This window comes from Xanthobacter albus, assembly GCF_043194895.2.
Lineage (GTDB): Bacteria > Pseudomonadota > Alphaproteobacteria > Rhizobiales > Xanthobacteraceae > Xanthobacter.
Genome location: NZ_CM195532.1, coordinates 4,247,598 through 4,262,378, shown reverse-complemented (window position 1 = coordinate 4,262,378; position 14,781 = coordinate 4,247,598). Strand labels below are relative to the sequence as shown.

Sequence of the window (14,781 nt, the reverse complement as noted above, 5' to 3'; positions counted from 1 at the left end):
TGCGTCATACGCTGCACGGGATACGCACTATCCCGGATTCCGGGGCGGCCTGCAGTTGCATTAGCTTCTGCGTGCCATGTGGAACGCCGATTCCGAAAATGCCGCCGCCTCCGGCCGCGCCCGCCGCCGCTCATCTCCCGTGCGCGCCGTGACGCGCACGGAGGAATTGCGGCTGCAGATCGCGGAAGAGATCACCAGCGGCCGCCTCGCGCCCGGCACGCCGCTGGAGGAGGTGGAGATCGCCAAGCGCTACGGGGTCTCCCGCACGCCCGTGCGCGAGGCCATCCGTGATCTCGCGGCTTCCGGCCTCGTGGAGGCACGCCCCCACCGCAGCGCCCTGGTGGCCCGCCCTTCCATGGACCGGCTGAGGGGCATGTTCGAGGTGATGGGCGAGCTTGAGTGCATGTGCGCGGCCCAGGCCGCTGCGCACATGACGGCGCCGGAACGCGCCGCCCTGGAGCGCCTGCATGCGGAGCTCGCCGCCGCCATCCACGCCGGCGACGAGGCGCTTTACGACTGCCTGGACGAGCGCTTCCATGCCGCCGTCAACAAAGGCAGCCACAACGACTACCTGGCCGAGCTGGCCGCGAGCACCCGAGCCAAGCTCCGCCCTTTCCTGAAGGACAAATATCGCGGCCTGGAGCGCCTCGCCCAGTCCTATGCGGAGCACGACCGGGTTCTCACCGCCATCCTGCGTGGGGAGCGCGCCGAGGCGGGCGAGGCCATGCGCGCTCATGTTCTGACGACGCCCGTGCTCGCGGCGCACGGCCTCGACGTGGTGCTCGGCGGTTCCGTCTTCCCGGAACCGGCGCTGGCGGCGGCGATGGAGCATCCCGCCCACGAGACGCCGGCCGGCGCCGCTTTGGTCTGATCCACCACCTTTCCTGACCGTCGGTTTCCGCGGCCGCGCCGGGGGGCGTGGCGCCGTCTTCACGCGCCGCGTCCGTGCGTCGCGTGCCGTGCCGGTGCTGCGTGCGGTATCCCCGCCTACCATATGTTGTGGCCCGCCAGCGGGGGCCCCAGGCGCGCCTGCGCCGCCTGTCCCGTGTGACCTGTGGATGACGGTGACGACGCTCGAAGGCGGGCGGGGTGTGTCGCGGCACCCCCCGACAGGGACGAAACCCGCTCCAGCGCTGGCGTCTTAGGGCTTTATTAACGAATGGCCAGCTACTATATTTAGTAGAGATGAGGCGGCGAAACACCCAAATGGCGGTCAAAGGGCGTTTGACGCGGGCGCCAGACTCGGCCTAGCGTCCGTCTCCTCAGCGGCGGGCGTTCCTTTCGGTCATGGGACCGGCGGGTGGGTTCGGCGTGTTTCTCAGACATGCAGGCGAAGGTCCGTCCCGGCGTGCGCGCGCCGGGCCCGAGGGCGAGTCACGCCTGCTACATTTAGCTGCTATGATATGCGGCCCCGGCTGGGCCGATCGGAAGGAGCACCGGTCATGCGCGTTGAACGTCGCTACACGCAGGAGGGTCGTTCCCCTTACGCGGACATCCCGTTCCGCGAGACCGTGAGCGAGATCCGCAACCCCGACGGCTCCGTGGTGTTCCGCCAGGAGGGAATCGAGGTTCCCGCGCAATTCTCCCAGGTGGCGAGCGACATCCTCGCCCAGAAGTATTTCCGCAAGGCCGGCGTGCCCGCCCGCCTGCGGAAGGTGGAGGAGAACACCGTTCCCGCCTTCCTGTGGCGCTCCGCCCCCGACGAGGCCGCCCTCGCGGCGCTGCCCGAGAAGGAGCGGCTCGTGGGCGAGACCTCGGCCAAGCAGGTGTTCGACCGCCTGGCCGGCACCTGGGCCTATTGGGGCTGGAAGGGCCGCTACTTCGATACCGAGGCGGATGCCCAGGCCTTCTTCGACGAGCTGCGCTACATGCTCGCCATGCAGATGGCGGCACCCAACTCGCCCCAGTGGTTCAACACCGGCCTGAACTGGGCCTACGGCATCGACGGGCCGGGCCAGGGCCACTTCTACGTGGACCATGTGACGGGCGAGGCGCAGGCCTCCACCTCCGCCTACGAGCACCCGCAGCCCCACGCCTGCTTCATCCAGTCCGTGGGCGACGACCTCGTGAACGAGGGCGGCATCATGGACCTGTGGGTGCGCGAGGCGCGCCTGTTCAAGTACGGCTCCGGCACCGGCACCAATTTCTCCTCGCTGCGCGGGGAGGGCGAGCGCCTGTCCGGCGGCGGCCGCTCCTCCGGCCTCATGAGCTTCCTGAAGATCGGCGACCGCGCGGCGGGCGCCATCAAGTCCGGCGGCACCACGCGCCGCGCCGCCAAGATGGTGGTGGTGGACGCCGACCATCCGGACATCGAGGCCTATGTGGACTGGAAGGTGATCGAGGAGCAGAAGGTGGCGGCGCTCGTCACCGGCTCCAAGCTCAACGCCAGGCACCTCAAGGCCATCCTGAAGGCGTGCGTGAACTGCGAGGGCCAGGGTGACAGCTGCTTCGACCCGGAGCAGAACCCGGCGCTCAAGCGCGAGATCAAGGCCGCCCGCAAGGCGGCGGTCGCCGATGCCGCCATCCGCCGGGTGATCCAGTATGCCCGCCAGGGCTACAAGGACATCGACATCGCCATCTACGACACGGACTGGGACGGCGAGGCCTATCTCACGGTCGCCGGCCAGAATTCCAACAATTCCGTGCGCGTGACCGATGCCTTCCTGCGCGCGGTGGAGGAGGACGCCGACTGGAACCTCATCCGCCGCACCGACGGCAAGGTGGCCAAGACCATCAAGGCGCGCGAGCTGTGGGAGAAGATCGGCGGCGCCGCGTGGCACTGCGCCGACCCCGGCATCCAGTTCCACACCACCATCAACGACTGGCACACCTGCCCGGCGGGCGGCGACATCCGCGCCTCCAATCCGTGCTCGGAATACATGTTCCTGGACGACACGGCCTGCAACCTCGCCTCGCTGAACCTGCTGCAGTTCCGCGACGCCGCGAAGCAGTTCGACGTGGCGAGCTACGAGCATGCGGTGCGGCTGTGGACCATCGTGCTTGAAATCTCGGTGCTGATGGCGCAGTTCCCCTCGCGCCGCATCGCCGAGCTCTCCTACGAATACCGCACCCTCGGCCTTGGCTACGCGAACATCGGCGGCCTGCTCATGTCGGGCGGCATTCCCTATGATTCCGCCGAGGGCCGCGCCATCTGCGGCGCGCTCACCGCCATCATGACCGGCGTGTGCTACGCCACCTCCGCCGAGATGGCGCGCGAGCTGGGGCCGTTCCCCGCCTACAGCGCCAACGAGGGCGCCATGCTGCGGGTGATCCGCAACCACCGCCGCGCCGCCTATGGCGAGGCGGAGGGCTATGAGAACCTTTCCGTGGCCCCCGTTCCCCTCGACCGCGCCGCCTGCCCGGACGCGCGGCTGGTGGTGCATGCCGCCGCGGCCTGGGACAAGGCCCTGGAGCTGGGCGAGCGCCACGGCTTCCGCAACGCCCAGGTCTCGGTCATCGCCCCCACCGGCACCATCGGCCTGGTGATGGACTGCGACACCACCGGCATCGAGCCCGACTTCGCGCTCGTGAAGTTCAAGAAGCTGGCCGGCGGCGGCTACTTCAAGATCATCAACCGCGCGGTGCCCGATGCCCTGCGCGCGCTCGGCTACGGCGAGGCGGAGATCGCCGAGATCGAGGCCTATGCGGTGGGCCACGGCTCGCTCGCCCAGGCGCCGGCCATCAACCACTCGACCCTGCGCGCCAAGGGCTTCACCGACGCCGCCATCGCGAAGGCGGAAGCGGCGGTGAAGACCGCCTTCGACATCAAGTTCGCCTTCAACCGCTGGACCTTCGGGGAGGAATTCCTGAAGGACGCCCTGAAGGTGCCGGCGGCCCAGCTCGCCGATCCCAAGTTCGACCTGCTCGCCTTCCTCGGCTTCTCGAAGGCCGACATCGAGGCGGCGAACATCCATGTGTGCGGCGCCATGACCCTCGAGGGCGCGCCGCACCTGAAGGCCCAGCACCTGGCCGTGTTCGATTGCGCCTCCCCATGCGGCCGGCTCGGCAAGCGCTACCTTTCGGTGGAAAGCCACATCCGGATGATGGCGGCGGCCCAGCCCTTCATCTCCGGCGCCATCTCCAAGACCATCAACATGCCCAATGAGGCGAGCGTGGAGGATTGCAAGGCCGCCTACCTGCTCTCCTGGCGGCTCGCGCTGAAGGCCAACGCGCTCTACCGCGACGGCTCCAAGCTCTCCCAGCCCCTCAACGCCCAGCTGGTGGCGGACGACGAGGACGAAGAGGACGCGGTGGACGCGCTGATGGCCCAGCCGGCCGCGGCGCGGGCCGCCGCCGTCACCGAGAAGATCGTCGAGCGGGTGGTGGAGCGCATCGTCGAGCATCGCGTGCGCGAACGCGAGAAGATGCCCGATCGCCGCAAGGGCTATACGCAGAAGGCGCTGGTGGGCGGCCACAAGGTCTATCTGCGCACGGGCGAATACGACGATGGCCGCCTCGGCGAGATCTTCATCGACATGCACAAGGAGGGCGCGGCGCTCCGCTCGCTCCTGAACAACTTCGCCATCGCCATCTCCCTCGGCCTGCAATACGGCGTGCCGCTGGATGAATACGTGGACGCCTTCACCTTCACCCGCTTCGAGCCCGCGGGCCCGGTGCAGGGCAACGACACCATCAAGTACGCCACCTCGATCCTGGACTACGTGTTCCGCGAGCTGGCGGTGTCCTACCTCGCCCGCAACGACCTCGGCCACGTGGACCCCCACGACACCGGCTTCGACGCTCTGGGCAAGGGCGCGGACGAGGGCAAGGCGCCCACCAATCCGGCGGCGCGCATCGTCTCCAAGGGCCTGGTGCGCGGCAAGACGGTGAACCTGCTCGCCACCGCCCAGCCCGCGCCCGGCCCCGAGCCGCGGGCCGCGGGCGACAACGTGACCGTGCTGCGCGCCCGCACCGAGGGCGCCACCGCCCTGAAGCCCGAGGCTTCGGAGCTGAAGGCGCCCGAGGTCGAGGTCCACGAGGAACCGGCCGCGGCCGAGGCCGGGCTGGAGACGACTCTCTCCTGGAGCACCTCGGCCCGCAAGGCCGAGGCTCGCGCCGAAGCCCGCGCCAAGGGCTACGAGGGCGAGGCCTGCCCGGAGTGCATGAACTTCACGCTGGTCCGCAACGGCACCTGCCTGAAGTGCGACACCTGCGGCGCAACGACAGGGTGCAGCTGAGGGGACGCTGCTCCTGTTGTGAGCCTGACGCGTCATTCAATCTCGCTCTACGACGCGAAAGTTCGCTCGAACGTCATTCAAAGTTCGCTCACCCCCAAATTCCGGGGGGTTAGGCTGGTACGGAGCGGCGTTTGAAAGAAGTGTGCGATCTGCGGCGACACGACCGAGACCGTGGTGTCGTGGAACCCAAAGTGTGGTGGCACCCAAAGTTTGGCAAATCCGGGCCATAGTTCGGCTCGATGCCAGCCATAGATTGGCGCTGCCGACGAACGAATGAGAAAGGGGCCGTTGCGAAAGCATCGGCCCCTGTTTCATGACGAGCGAGCTCTCGGGACGAGGAGATGTAGACGTCACCAAAGGATGGTCAGAATCCACCCATAGTGCGCCTCGTTGAGAGCCAAAGGTTGGCGCAGGTTTAGAAAATCGAGGGCTGAAGACGTTTCTATGCGTCGTCAGCCCTTATTTTCTTTCTTGATAATCTCTCGGCGAAGGGTTGCTTGTTTAGCTTAGAAAGTGGCTGGCTCTGACGCTGCGGTATTGCCTCGTTGGGGAACGTCGAGGGAACCCAGCGGCACGTTCACCTCAAGCAGTTGGCCGGAGCCGAACAAGTTCGAGCCGAATGGAGCAGGGAGTGCCATCCCGATATCAAATTTTCAGGCATGGGGGTATGTTGACGAGAAGGACGTCTACCGGCGTTCGACACGCGATGGATGGTAGGATTTGTTCTTCGTCACCGGCATTTCTGGGGTAGGAAAGACCTACACAATTCAACGAGCGCGACAGCTCAGGCCGGACTTCGGTTATGTTCGCGCCAGTGCTCTTCTTCAGGAGGTTGGCCAGCCCGTGCGCAACTTGTCCCCGGAAGAGATGCACGAAAACCAAATCGTGCTGAGGGACGAACTCCTTCGCTACTATCTCCTGCACTCTGGCAAGCTGATTTTCGATGGACACGCAATGATCGAGACGGTCGATGGACCGCTTGCAACGTGGCGGGAGCTCGGATCCGAGTTGCCTATCACTGCCATCCTCATGATCGAGGCCTTGCCCTCGGAGCTCGTCGTGCGCCGAAGAGGTAAAGGAAAGAACGACACGGAAGAGGGTATTGTTTCCCTTCAAGACTTCGAAAAACGAGAATCCCGCGCATGGGCAGAGTTCACCCGCGTTCCATTCACAATCATCGAAAGCGGTGATGTCCCATCCTTGCTGAGCATCATGGATGAGTTCAGTGGCGCGGCCCCGTCAGGTGCCCGTTAAAGACCAACTCTTTCTTGCCGGTTCGATAGAAAGAATCGAGACACTCGGTGAGCTCGAAGCCAAGCCTCGACAAAACCGCCGCGAATTCGGGCATCCGTTCCTCGGGGACGGTCGCGAGGGGACGCGATGTCCCGAGCCAATCGCAGCCATGACGAATGAGCCGCACTCCCATTCCCGTTCCCTTGTAGGCGTCATCAACCCACACGGTGCAAATCTTTCGCTCGCATGCTTCAAGCTTGGCAATGAGTACGCCCACGATCCGCCCGTCGCGGATAACCGTGTGAACAAGGCGCGTCCCGTTAAATGTGCCTGGAACGACCAAGCCCCAGAACCAATTATCGAACGCGGGATAATAAGCGGACAGATGGACGATACGCTCGTGAACAGTCGCCATTGAGACGAACGAATTCGTCCCCGTCGCGACGGGGGCTATAAGATTCGATCCGGGCACCATCATTTCCATGCCGAAAGACTACACCAAGGGAATGAAAATGTCATTCCCGCCGGCGCTCTTGGCGCGCGATGCCGATCAGTCGGTGGCACCGCCGGAAGCCCCACGGGATGGACAGAAGGACGACAAGAATACACGCGAGGACGAGGAAGGCCCATGCATCGCCGTTCATCCAGGAGCCTTGATTGGCGAAACAGTTCGCCAAAAATCCCTCGAAGCCACTTCCGAGGCCGCCCAGGAGGACGATCCCGGCTACGTACCAGATGATCGGCTCACGTAGTCGGCGGAATCGCGCCAAAGCCACGAAGCTTTCGATTCCCGAGCTTCCAGCACCGCTTGTGCTACGCCAATGGTAGACGATCATCTTCCTCAGGTCGCTTTGGGGAAGCGACGGAGGCAGATACCCGCTCCAAAGGTTTTCCTCCATGCGACGCATCTTGTGCATCGAGGCATGCGATGCGACGAGCTCGAAGCTCGTATCGCGGATTAGGAAGCAATGTGCGGACGTGACATTGAAGGCATGGGCGTCGCCCCCTCCCATCCGCTGCGCGATCTTGAACGGAAGGTTTCGCACCTCGTTGAAACGCAGCTCCGTGAATTCCTCGCTGAGGACGGAGGAGGTAATGAAGTCGCCCCATCCCTCCCGCTTGATGCTGAAGTCCTTGGCCCCGCTCTCGTCCAAATCGAAGCGGAGCCTCACGTAATGCTCCCCGGGCTCGTGCAATTTCCGGCAGAATTCGCTGCTGAACTCAAGCGATGTCCCCAGGTTATCGCCCCTCTCGCGCACATCCGTCAGCACGAAGTCTTGGCCTGGGGTTGCTGAATGGAAGGTGAGATAGTGTGTTGCCCGCCGCGTCGTGGCGTATCCGCCATGCTCGTAGACGTTCCCAACCTTGATAACGTCATTGAATACGGCGCTCAGCAAGGTGTCGTCGCACAATTGCTTGCTGAGGTCCCTTACTGAGTCCTTCGTTACTTGCGTCGGCAGGAAGAGATGAATCCTTCCGATCTCGTAGGTGTTGGATAGGAGCAGGCCGACGTCCAGGAAGTTCGATTCCAGGCTGCGCTTGCCGATGTGGCGCCAGAGGTTCAGGTGGACCTCCACCTCGGCCGCGGATCCGTCGGAGGCGGTCGTTCTCCAGCGCTCGTACCAGAGCGCCATGCTGTTTGCCATCTTGCCCCGAACTCACGTCGTCGCGCTGAGCGGAATATATGCCACAAACGCCTTGTATCGGTGAAGATCCATTTAGGGGCCGCGTGTAACATGGAATCAGTATCGGGGCAGTCCATCTCGCGAGGACTCATTGTCCGCGAGCCCTGGATCTCCCTCATTCTCGACGGCGGGAAAACGTGGGAGCTTCGAGGCAACCGCACGACCATTCGAGGCCGCATCGGACTGATCGCATCGGGCAGCGGCAAGGTCATTGGCGCGGTCGACCTCGTGGATGTCGTTGGCCCAGTCGATCGCGAGATTCTGTCAAGGACCGTCGATCGGCATCAGATCCAGATCGATTGGCAGGCGGAACGTCTGCCCTATTCGTCAGTCTTCGCTTGGGTGCTTCGGGAACCCCAACGGTTCGCGACGCCCAGATTGTACGTGCACCGTCCCGGCGCAGTGATTTGGGTGAGACTCGGAGATTGACGATACCATCCTACGATTCTGATTGCCGGATTCACGAGGGTGAAATCGGCCCAGACGCGACAATTTGTCGTTGTCGTGGCACCCAAAGTTTGGCAAATCCGGGCCATAGTTCGGCTCGATGCCAGCCATAGATCGGGGCTGCCGACGAACGAATGAGAGAGGGGCCGTCGCGAAAGCGTCGGCCCCTTTCTCATGACGAGCGAGCTCTCGGGACGAGGAGATTTACTCTGTCATTGGAACCGGGCCTCATTGCCATGATTCCGATTTGGACTATGTCTGAAGTCGGACATGGAGGCCGAGATGCCCAAGGTTGAGGCCCGAAGGCCCGTTCCATCCGGACCGCAGATCGTTGGGGATGAGATTTTCACGCCCGCCAAGCGTCGCCAGGTGAGTGGACCCGGCCTGCGCACGTTCGTTGCGCTCGCCAACCTCTGGGACCTCACCGAGGAACAACGCCTGCGCATTCTCGGCAGCCCATCGCGTTCGACCTATTACAATTGGGTCAAGGCGGTGCAGCAGCACCGGGACCTCACGCTCGGCTTCGACACCTTGGTGCGCATTTCCGCGGTCCTGGGCATCTGGTCGGCCCTGCGCATTCTCCATGAAACCGAAGTCCAGGGCATCGCGTGGCTTCGCGGCCCCCATCAGGCATTGGTCTTCGGCGGCAGAACCCCTCTCGAGGTGATGGCGAGCGGAACGCAGGACGCTCTTCTGACGATCCGGCGCTTCCTGGATGCCGCCTCCGACGGCCCCTACATGGAACCCAATCAGGTGGACGAGAACTTCGAACCCTATCGGGATGAGGACATCGCCTGGTCGTGACCTACAGATTCTCGGACACTCCGGAGCCGTCCTACCGGGTCATTCCGTCCCGCTTCCCCCGATCTCGGTGTTCGACACAGTCGCGACGGCCTCCGACCTGGAAGCGGTCATGGACCTTGCTGGGTGGACGAGCGATCGACTCTTTGTCGTGCAGACCCGAAATCTGACTCCACACGCCCCAGATCGGGCGCTGCTGGTATGGGAGTTCGGACTCCAAATGCCGAAAAGCATGACTTAGGCGGTGTGGACGGATTTGGCGGGGTCGAAGCGGGGGGATTCCCTTCCGGCTGTTTCGGTGATTCATAGAGGGTCGGCTTTTGGCGAGGTCGACCATGCTGACGCGGATGACGGACGAGGATTGGGCGGTGGCGCTGGATGTGTTCCACGCCTGCCGCTCGCGGCGGGGCGACAAGGGGCGAGACGACCGCAAGTTCCTCGAAGCCATGCACTATTTCACCGTGCACAACATCTCCTGGCGGGCGCTGCCGGCGGAGTTCGGGTCCTGGAACAGCGTCTGGAAACGGTTCTGGCGGCTGCGCCAGGCCGGCGTGTTCGAGCTGTTCTTCGAAACGCTGGCTTCGCTCAGCCGCACCGCGCATCTGGTTCAGATGTTCGATTCCACCGTGGTGCGTGCCCACGTCTCCGCCGCCGGGGCAAAAGGGGGCAGCAAGGCCACGCCCTCGGGCGCTCACGCGGCGGCTTCTCCACTAAGATCCACCTCAAGAGTGACTTCGAGGGCCACCCGATCGCCTTCCACCTGACCGGCGGCGAGGCCGGCGACAGCCCGCTGTTCAAGCTGCTGCTGGATCTTGGTCCCGATGTGAAGCCCCGCGCGGCGCTCGCCGACAAGGGCTATGACGCCAAGGCCAACCGGGCGCTGGCCCGAGCGCGCGGCATCGCGCCCGCCATCCCGTTCAAATCCAACGCGAAGGATCGTCCCGCCTTCTTCCCGAAGGCGCTCTACAAGGGCCGGGCCCGCATCGAGCAGTGCTTCGGAAAGCTCAAGCGTTTCAAGCGCGTCGCCCTGCGCTGCGAGAAGACAGAGCGCGGCTTCGCCGCAATCGTCGCGCTCGCCTTCTCATTCATCCTCATCAAATCCGTCCACACCGCCTAGGCGTCGTGGACAAAGCTTGACGTGAGGCGCGTTGGTTGATTCAAGGCTGTCTTTTGGAGGCGGCGTTGGGCGAGCGGATCGGGGTATCGGACGAAGAGTGGGCGCTGATCGGGCCGTTGCTGCCACCCGAACATGGTCGCGGATGCCGTCCGGCGGATGACAACCGGCGCTATTTCGAGGGCATGATGTGGATGGCGCGGTCAGGGGCGCAGTGGCGTCTGCTGCCGGACGATTATGGCAAGTGGAACAGTGTCTTCCGGCGCGACCGGTGCTGGGTCGAGACCGGGGTCTTCGACGCCCTGCTGGAGACGCTGGCCCAGATGGTGGAGCGCAACACCAGCGCCGACATGATCGACAGCACGGTGGTTCGAGCGCATCATTGCGCCGTCGGGCTTAAAAAGGGGATCAAGAGGCCCAGGGGCTTGGCCGGTCGCGCGGCGGCTTCACCACCAAGCTTCACGCCCGCTGCGAGGGACACGGCCGGCCGCTCGGCTTCGTCCTGACGCCGGGCAGAGACATGATGTGAAAGGCTTCGGCCCGCTGTTTCGGATGCTCGGCGACCGCATCGAAGCACTGCTCGCGGATAAGGGCTACGACACCGATGCCATACGGGCTGAGCTTGCGGCAGCCGGTGTCGAGGCGGTCATCCCCACCAAGAGAGCAATCGGCGCATCCCGATCCCGCTCGATCGCGCGAAATACCGCTGGCGTCATCTCGTCGAGCGCCTGTTCAGCAAGCTCAAAAACTGGCGGCGCGTTGCCCGCCGCTACGACAAAACCAAGGAATCCTACCTCGGCTTCGTCGCCCTCGCTTCAATCAAGCTCTGGATACCCTTTGTCCACAACGCCTAGGCGGTGTGGACGGATTTGATGAGGATGAATGAGAAGGCGAGCGCGACGATTGCGGCGAAGCCGCGCTCTGTCTTCTCGCAGCGCAGGGCGACGCGCTTGAAACGCTTGAGCTTTCCGAAGCACTGCTCGATGCGGGCCCGGCCCTTGTAGAGCGCCTTCGGGAAGAAGGCGGGACGATCCTTCGCGTTGGATTTGAACGGGATGGCGGGCGCGATGCCGCGCGCTCGGGCCAGCGCCCGGTTGGCCTTGGCGTCATAGCCCTTGTCGGCGAGCGCCGCGCGGGGCTTCACATCGGGACCAAGATCCAGCAGCAGCTTGAACAGCGGGCTGTCGCCGGCCTCGCCGCCGGTCAGGTGGAAGGCGATCGGGTGGCCCTCGAAGTCACTCTTGAGGTGGATCTTAGTGGAGAAGCCGCCGCGTGAGCGCCCGAGGGCGTGGCCTTGCTGCCCCCTTTTGCCCCGGCGGCGGAGACGTGGGCACGCACCACGGTGGAATCGAACATCTGAACCAGATGCGCGGTGCGGCTGAGCGAAGCCAGCGTTTCGAAGAACAGCTCGAACACGCCGGCCTGGCGCAGCCGCCAGAACCGTTTCCAGACGCTGTTCCAGGACCCGAACTCCGCCGGCAGCGCCCGCCAGGAGATGTTGTGCACGGTGAAATAGTGCATGGCTTCGAGGAACTTGCGGTCGTCTCGCCCCTTGTCGCCCCGCCGCGAGCGGCAGGCGTGGAACACATCCAGCGCCACCGCCCAATCCTCGTCCGTCATCCGCGTCAGCATGGTCGACCTCGCCAAAAGCCGACCCTCTATGAATCACCGAAACAGCCGGAAGGGAATCCCCCCGCTTCGACCCCGCCAAATCCGTCCACACCGCCTAGCGGGAGATCAAACCCATGCGAACCTTCCTGCGCGACAACGGCCTGACGCTGGTGCTGAGTCTGATGTTCGCCGTTTGCGTCGCCGGCATGCTTTTCGCCGGCCAAGCCACCTATAATAAGCAGTTCGCGGATCAGGGGCAATCCGGACTGGATTTGCTGGGCTATGTGAGCAGCGGTGAATTCCTATCCGCGCTGTTCGAGAACTGGGAAAGCGAGTTCCTGCAGATGGCGGCCTATGTCGTGCTGACTGTCCGTCGTCAGAACATTTGGCGCAGATCGCGGCGTAGATTAGCGGAGTGCGGGCCTCGTCTGGGGTTTGATGTTAGGCGGCGAGCATACGGTGCTGCAAGCGCCGATGTTCGATAGTCTGTCGCTTGATCCTCATCCGCTGTTGGATGATGGCCGGAGCCCTGCCGAAGTAGGCGTCGGCGGGCGTCACGTTGGCCAGGCTCTCGTGATAACGCTGGTGATTGTAGTGCTCGACGAAGGCCTCGATCTGGGCCTCGAGGTCGCCGGGCAGGAAGTAGTTCTCCAGCAGGATGCGGTTTTTCAGGGTCTGATGCCAGCGCTCGATCTTGCCCTGGGTCTGCGGATGGCACGTGGCGCCGCGCACGTGGCTCATATTGTTGGCCTCGATATATTCCGCCAGTTCGCCAGCGATGTAGCTGGGTCCGTTGTCGCTGAGCAGCCTGGGCTTGTGTAGCACCGTGGCGGTGTCGCAGCCTGAGGACTTGAGGGCGAGGTCCAGCGTGTCGGTCACATCCTCGGCTCGCATGTTCGTGCACAGCTTCCAGGCGATGATGTAGCGCGAGAAGTCGTCGAGCACGGTCGACAGATACATCCAGCCCCACCCAATGATCTTGAAGTAGGTGAAGTCGGTCTGCCACATCTCGTTCGGGCGGGTGGTCTGGGTGTGGAACTGGTCGGCCGCCTTGATCACGACATAGGCCGGGCTGGTGGTTAGGTCGTGGGCCTTGAGCAGCCGGTAAACCGTGGCTTCCGACACGAAGTACCGCTGCTCGTCGGTGAAGCGCACGGCCAGCTCCCGGGGGCTCAGCTCGGACTGTTCCAGCGCCAGCTCGATGATCTGGTCGTGGATCCTGGCCGGGATGCGGTTCCACACCCGGCTCGGCGCCGAAGGCCGATCTTCCAGCGCTTCCGGCCCGCCCTCGAGGTAGCGATCATACCAGCGGTAGAACGTTCGGCGGGGGATACCGAGCTGGTCCAGCGTGCGCTTGGCCGACAGGCGTGACTGCTCGACGATCCTGATGATCTCGAGCTTCTCGGATGCAGGATACCTCATTCGTCGTCGCCCCCATCCGCGATCATGCTTTTTTTGAGCAGACGGTTCTCGAGGGTCAGGTCGGCCACGCATTCCTTCAGGGCGCGGGCTTCGCGGCGCAGGTCCTGGACCTCACCGGTGGTCGCGGCACGGGCGGTGTCCCCCGCCAGGCGGCGCTTGCCCGCTTCCATGAACTCCTTCGACCAGGTGTAATACAGGCTCTGGGCGATGCCCTCCTTGCGGCACAGCTCGGCAATGCTGTCATCGCCACGCAGGCCTTCGAGCACGATGCGGATCTTGTCCTCAGCCGAGAAGTGGCGCCGGGTCTGGCGCCGGATGTCCTTCACCACCCGCTCTGCAGGGGCTTTCGTCGCCGATTTTGCATCGGAGGATCTGGGCTTCATCTTCGTTCCTTCGTCACTGCGACGAAGCCCAGATCCTCCTTAAATCACAACCTCAAATCTGTGCCATTAGTGCTGACGGGGGACAGCAATGCCGGACCAGAACCACTGCAGCTCAGTTCGCGTGGCCGACGGAGGCCGCCCGGGAGAAGGCAAAGGTGGACGTCCCGACCGATCCGATTTGCGCCGTTTGATACCCACCGCAACCTCCTTCGTTCGGGTGTTGCGACGACCATTTGAATCCGCCCAATATGCTGCCGAGGCCTGCCGACGGGCGCTTGCCACAGCGGGCATCCCCCATCCATGAGCCGAGTAAGCACTATTTCTGCGGCAGGATCCTTGCGGTGTTCCCCAGATCCAATCAGAATTAACCAGCCTATTGATTGGAGTACAGCATGTATGAACCGCATCCGCTAAAGCGCGCAGGATTGAGGAGGTTTCTCATTTGCGTCCATTTCAAATCCATACATATAAAATGGTTGCGGTGGATTTTTTATTTCAAAAATTTCTATAATGTTGAATCTGCTCGAGGTGTATTAATATTGACCACGAGAGATAAAAACTCTTTTATTTTTGTTCGACGGAACGAATGGAGGGTGCTGCAATTGATGCCAATACTGCACGCAATCCGCCATCATTTTCATCAATTCTGCATAAGGTCAGATATCTGAAAGTTGATCCAAAGGCGATAGTGGGCTCGTGTCGGGATGTAGTTATAACCGGCAAATCGATATCGTTACCTTGGTTTACCAAATTAAATGCACCCAAAAGAGTTAAGTCGATTATTGTATCATTTACTGATATCCATGCGTGAGCGTTTTTTATTGGATAATATATGCCTCGTTTTATTGAATTATAGGCGTATTTGCACTCTGCATGTGCGCTATCTGTGCTCCATAGAAATTTATCGT

13 protein-coding genes and 3 pseudogenes are annotated in these 14,781 nt (G+C 63.1%); 11 read left to right on the top strand and 5 right to left on the bottom strand.

Translation table 11 applies throughout. The features are described 5' to 3' along the window. Nucleotides 1–76: 76 nt before the first annotated feature. The 3 genes from V5F75_RS18965 (at nucleotide 77) to V5F75_RS18955 (ending at nucleotide 6,431) form a co-directional block, all read left to right on the top strand. Nucleotides 77–871: a GntR family transcriptional regulator gene (locus tag V5F75_RS18965; protein ID WP_394035077.1), complete on the top strand. Its 795-nt coding sequence runs from the start codon at nucleotides 77–79 to the stop codon at nucleotides 869–871. A gap of 571 nt (nucleotides 872–1,442) precedes the next feature. Continuing rightward, nucleotides 1,443–5,177, top strand: a complete 3,735-nt coding sequence (locus V5F75_RS18960; RefSeq protein WP_394035076.1) for a vitamin B12-dependent ribonucleotide reductase — start codon at nucleotides 1,443–1,445, stop codon at nucleotides 5,175–5,177. A 720-nt stretch (nucleotides 5,178–5,897) separates the two neighbouring features. Continuing rightward, nucleotides 5,898–6,431 (top strand): ATP-binding protein, encoded by a 534-nt coding sequence (locus tag V5F75_RS18955; protein WP_394035075.1) that lies wholly within the window; start codon nucleotides 5,898–5,900, stop codon nucleotides 6,429–6,431. Here the strand turns inward: V5F75_RS18955 and V5F75_RS18950 are convergent. Beyond that, nucleotides 6,400–6,894 (bottom strand): GNAT family N-acetyltransferase, encoded by a 495-nt coding sequence (locus V5F75_RS18950; protein ID WP_394035074.1) that lies wholly within the window; start codon nucleotides 6,892–6,894, stop codon nucleotides 6,400–6,402. The two genes, V5F75_RS18955 and V5F75_RS18950, sit on opposite strands and share 32 nt — an antisense overlap. 31 nt (nucleotides 6,895–6,925) lie before the next feature. After that, nucleotides 6,926–8,044 (bottom strand): hypothetical protein, encoded by a 1,119-nt coding sequence (locus V5F75_RS18945; protein ID WP_394035073.1) that lies wholly within the window; start codon nucleotides 8,042–8,044, stop codon nucleotides 6,926–6,928. Nucleotides 8,045–8,146: 102 nt separating this feature from the next. Between V5F75_RS18945 and V5F75_RS18940 the strand changes: the two genes are divergently transcribed. From V5F75_RS18940 to V5F75_RS18910, 7 genes and pseudogenes are all read left to right on the top strand, one after another. Next, the gene (locus V5F75_RS18940; protein ID WP_394035072.1) at nucleotides 8,147–8,524 is read left to right on the top strand and encodes an ASCH domain-containing protein; all 378 of its coding nucleotides are present in this window, start codon (nucleotides 8,147–8,149) and stop codon (nucleotides 8,522–8,524) included. Between the two features lie 300 nt (nucleotides 8,525–8,824). After that, nucleotides 8,825–9,346: an antitoxin Xre/MbcA/ParS toxin-binding domain-containing protein gene (locus tag V5F75_RS18935; RefSeq protein WP_394035071.1), complete on the top strand. Its 522-nt coding sequence runs from the start codon at nucleotides 8,825–8,827 to the stop codon at nucleotides 9,344–9,346. Continuing rightward, nucleotides 9,343–9,488 (top strand): annotated as a pseudogene (locus V5F75_RS18930) (RES domain-containing protein); the annotation flags it as partial. The gene V5F75_RS18935 and the pseudogene V5F75_RS18930, both read left to right, overlap by 4 nt. Nucleotides 9,489–9,678: 190 nt before the next feature. Further along, a pseudogene (locus V5F75_RS18925) lies at nucleotides 9,679–9,846 on the top strand (transposase); the annotation flags it as partial. Next, nucleotides 9,819–10,460 (top strand): IS5 family transposase, encoded by a 642-nt coding sequence (locus V5F75_RS18920; protein ID WP_509212177.1) that lies wholly within the window; start codon nucleotides 9,819–9,821, stop codon nucleotides 10,458–10,460. The pseudogene V5F75_RS18925 and the gene V5F75_RS18920, both read left to right, overlap by 28 nt. 65 nt (nucleotides 10,461–10,525) lie before the next feature. Continuing rightward, a complete protein-coding gene (locus V5F75_RS18915) occupies nucleotides 10,526–10,963 on the top strand; it encodes an IS5 family transposase (RefSeq protein WP_394038153.1) in 438 nt (145 codons plus the stop codon). Between the two features lie 46 nt (nucleotides 10,964–11,009). Further along, nucleotides 11,010–11,330, top strand: a complete 321-nt coding sequence (locus tag V5F75_RS18910; protein ID WP_509212179.1) for a hypothetical protein — start codon at nucleotides 11,010–11,012, stop codon at nucleotides 11,328–11,330. Here V5F75_RS18910 and V5F75_RS18905 read toward each other — a convergent pair. Next, on the bottom strand, nucleotides 11,308–11,895 hold the full coding sequence (locus V5F75_RS18905) for an IS5 family transposase (RefSeq protein WP_509212174.1): 588 nt from the start codon (nucleotides 11,893–11,895) through the stop codon (nucleotides 11,308–11,310). The genes V5F75_RS18910 and V5F75_RS18905 overlap by 23 nt on opposite strands. Then, nucleotides 11,874–12,077 (bottom strand): annotated as a pseudogene (locus V5F75_RS18900) (transposase); the annotation flags it as partial. The gene V5F75_RS18905 and the pseudogene V5F75_RS18900, both read right to left, overlap by 22 nt. 125 nt (nucleotides 12,078–12,202) lie before the next feature. Here V5F75_RS18900 and V5F75_RS18895 point away from each other — a divergent pair. Next, nucleotides 12,203–12,553, top strand: a complete 351-nt coding sequence (locus V5F75_RS18895; protein WP_509212114.1) for a DUF6766 family protein — start codon at nucleotides 12,203–12,205, stop codon at nucleotides 12,551–12,553. Here V5F75_RS18895 and V5F75_RS18890 read toward each other — a convergent pair. Then, a protein-coding gene (locus V5F75_RS18890) for an IS3 family transposase (RefSeq protein WP_394037967.1) occupies nucleotides 12,510–13,873 on the bottom strand; the annotation gives its coding sequence in 2 pieces (ribosomal slippage) (nucleotides 12,510–13,525 and nucleotides 13,525–13,873; 1,365 coding nt in all). The genes V5F75_RS18895 and V5F75_RS18890 overlap by 44 nt on opposite strands. Between the last annotated feature and the right edge of the window lie 908 nt (nucleotides 13,874–14,781).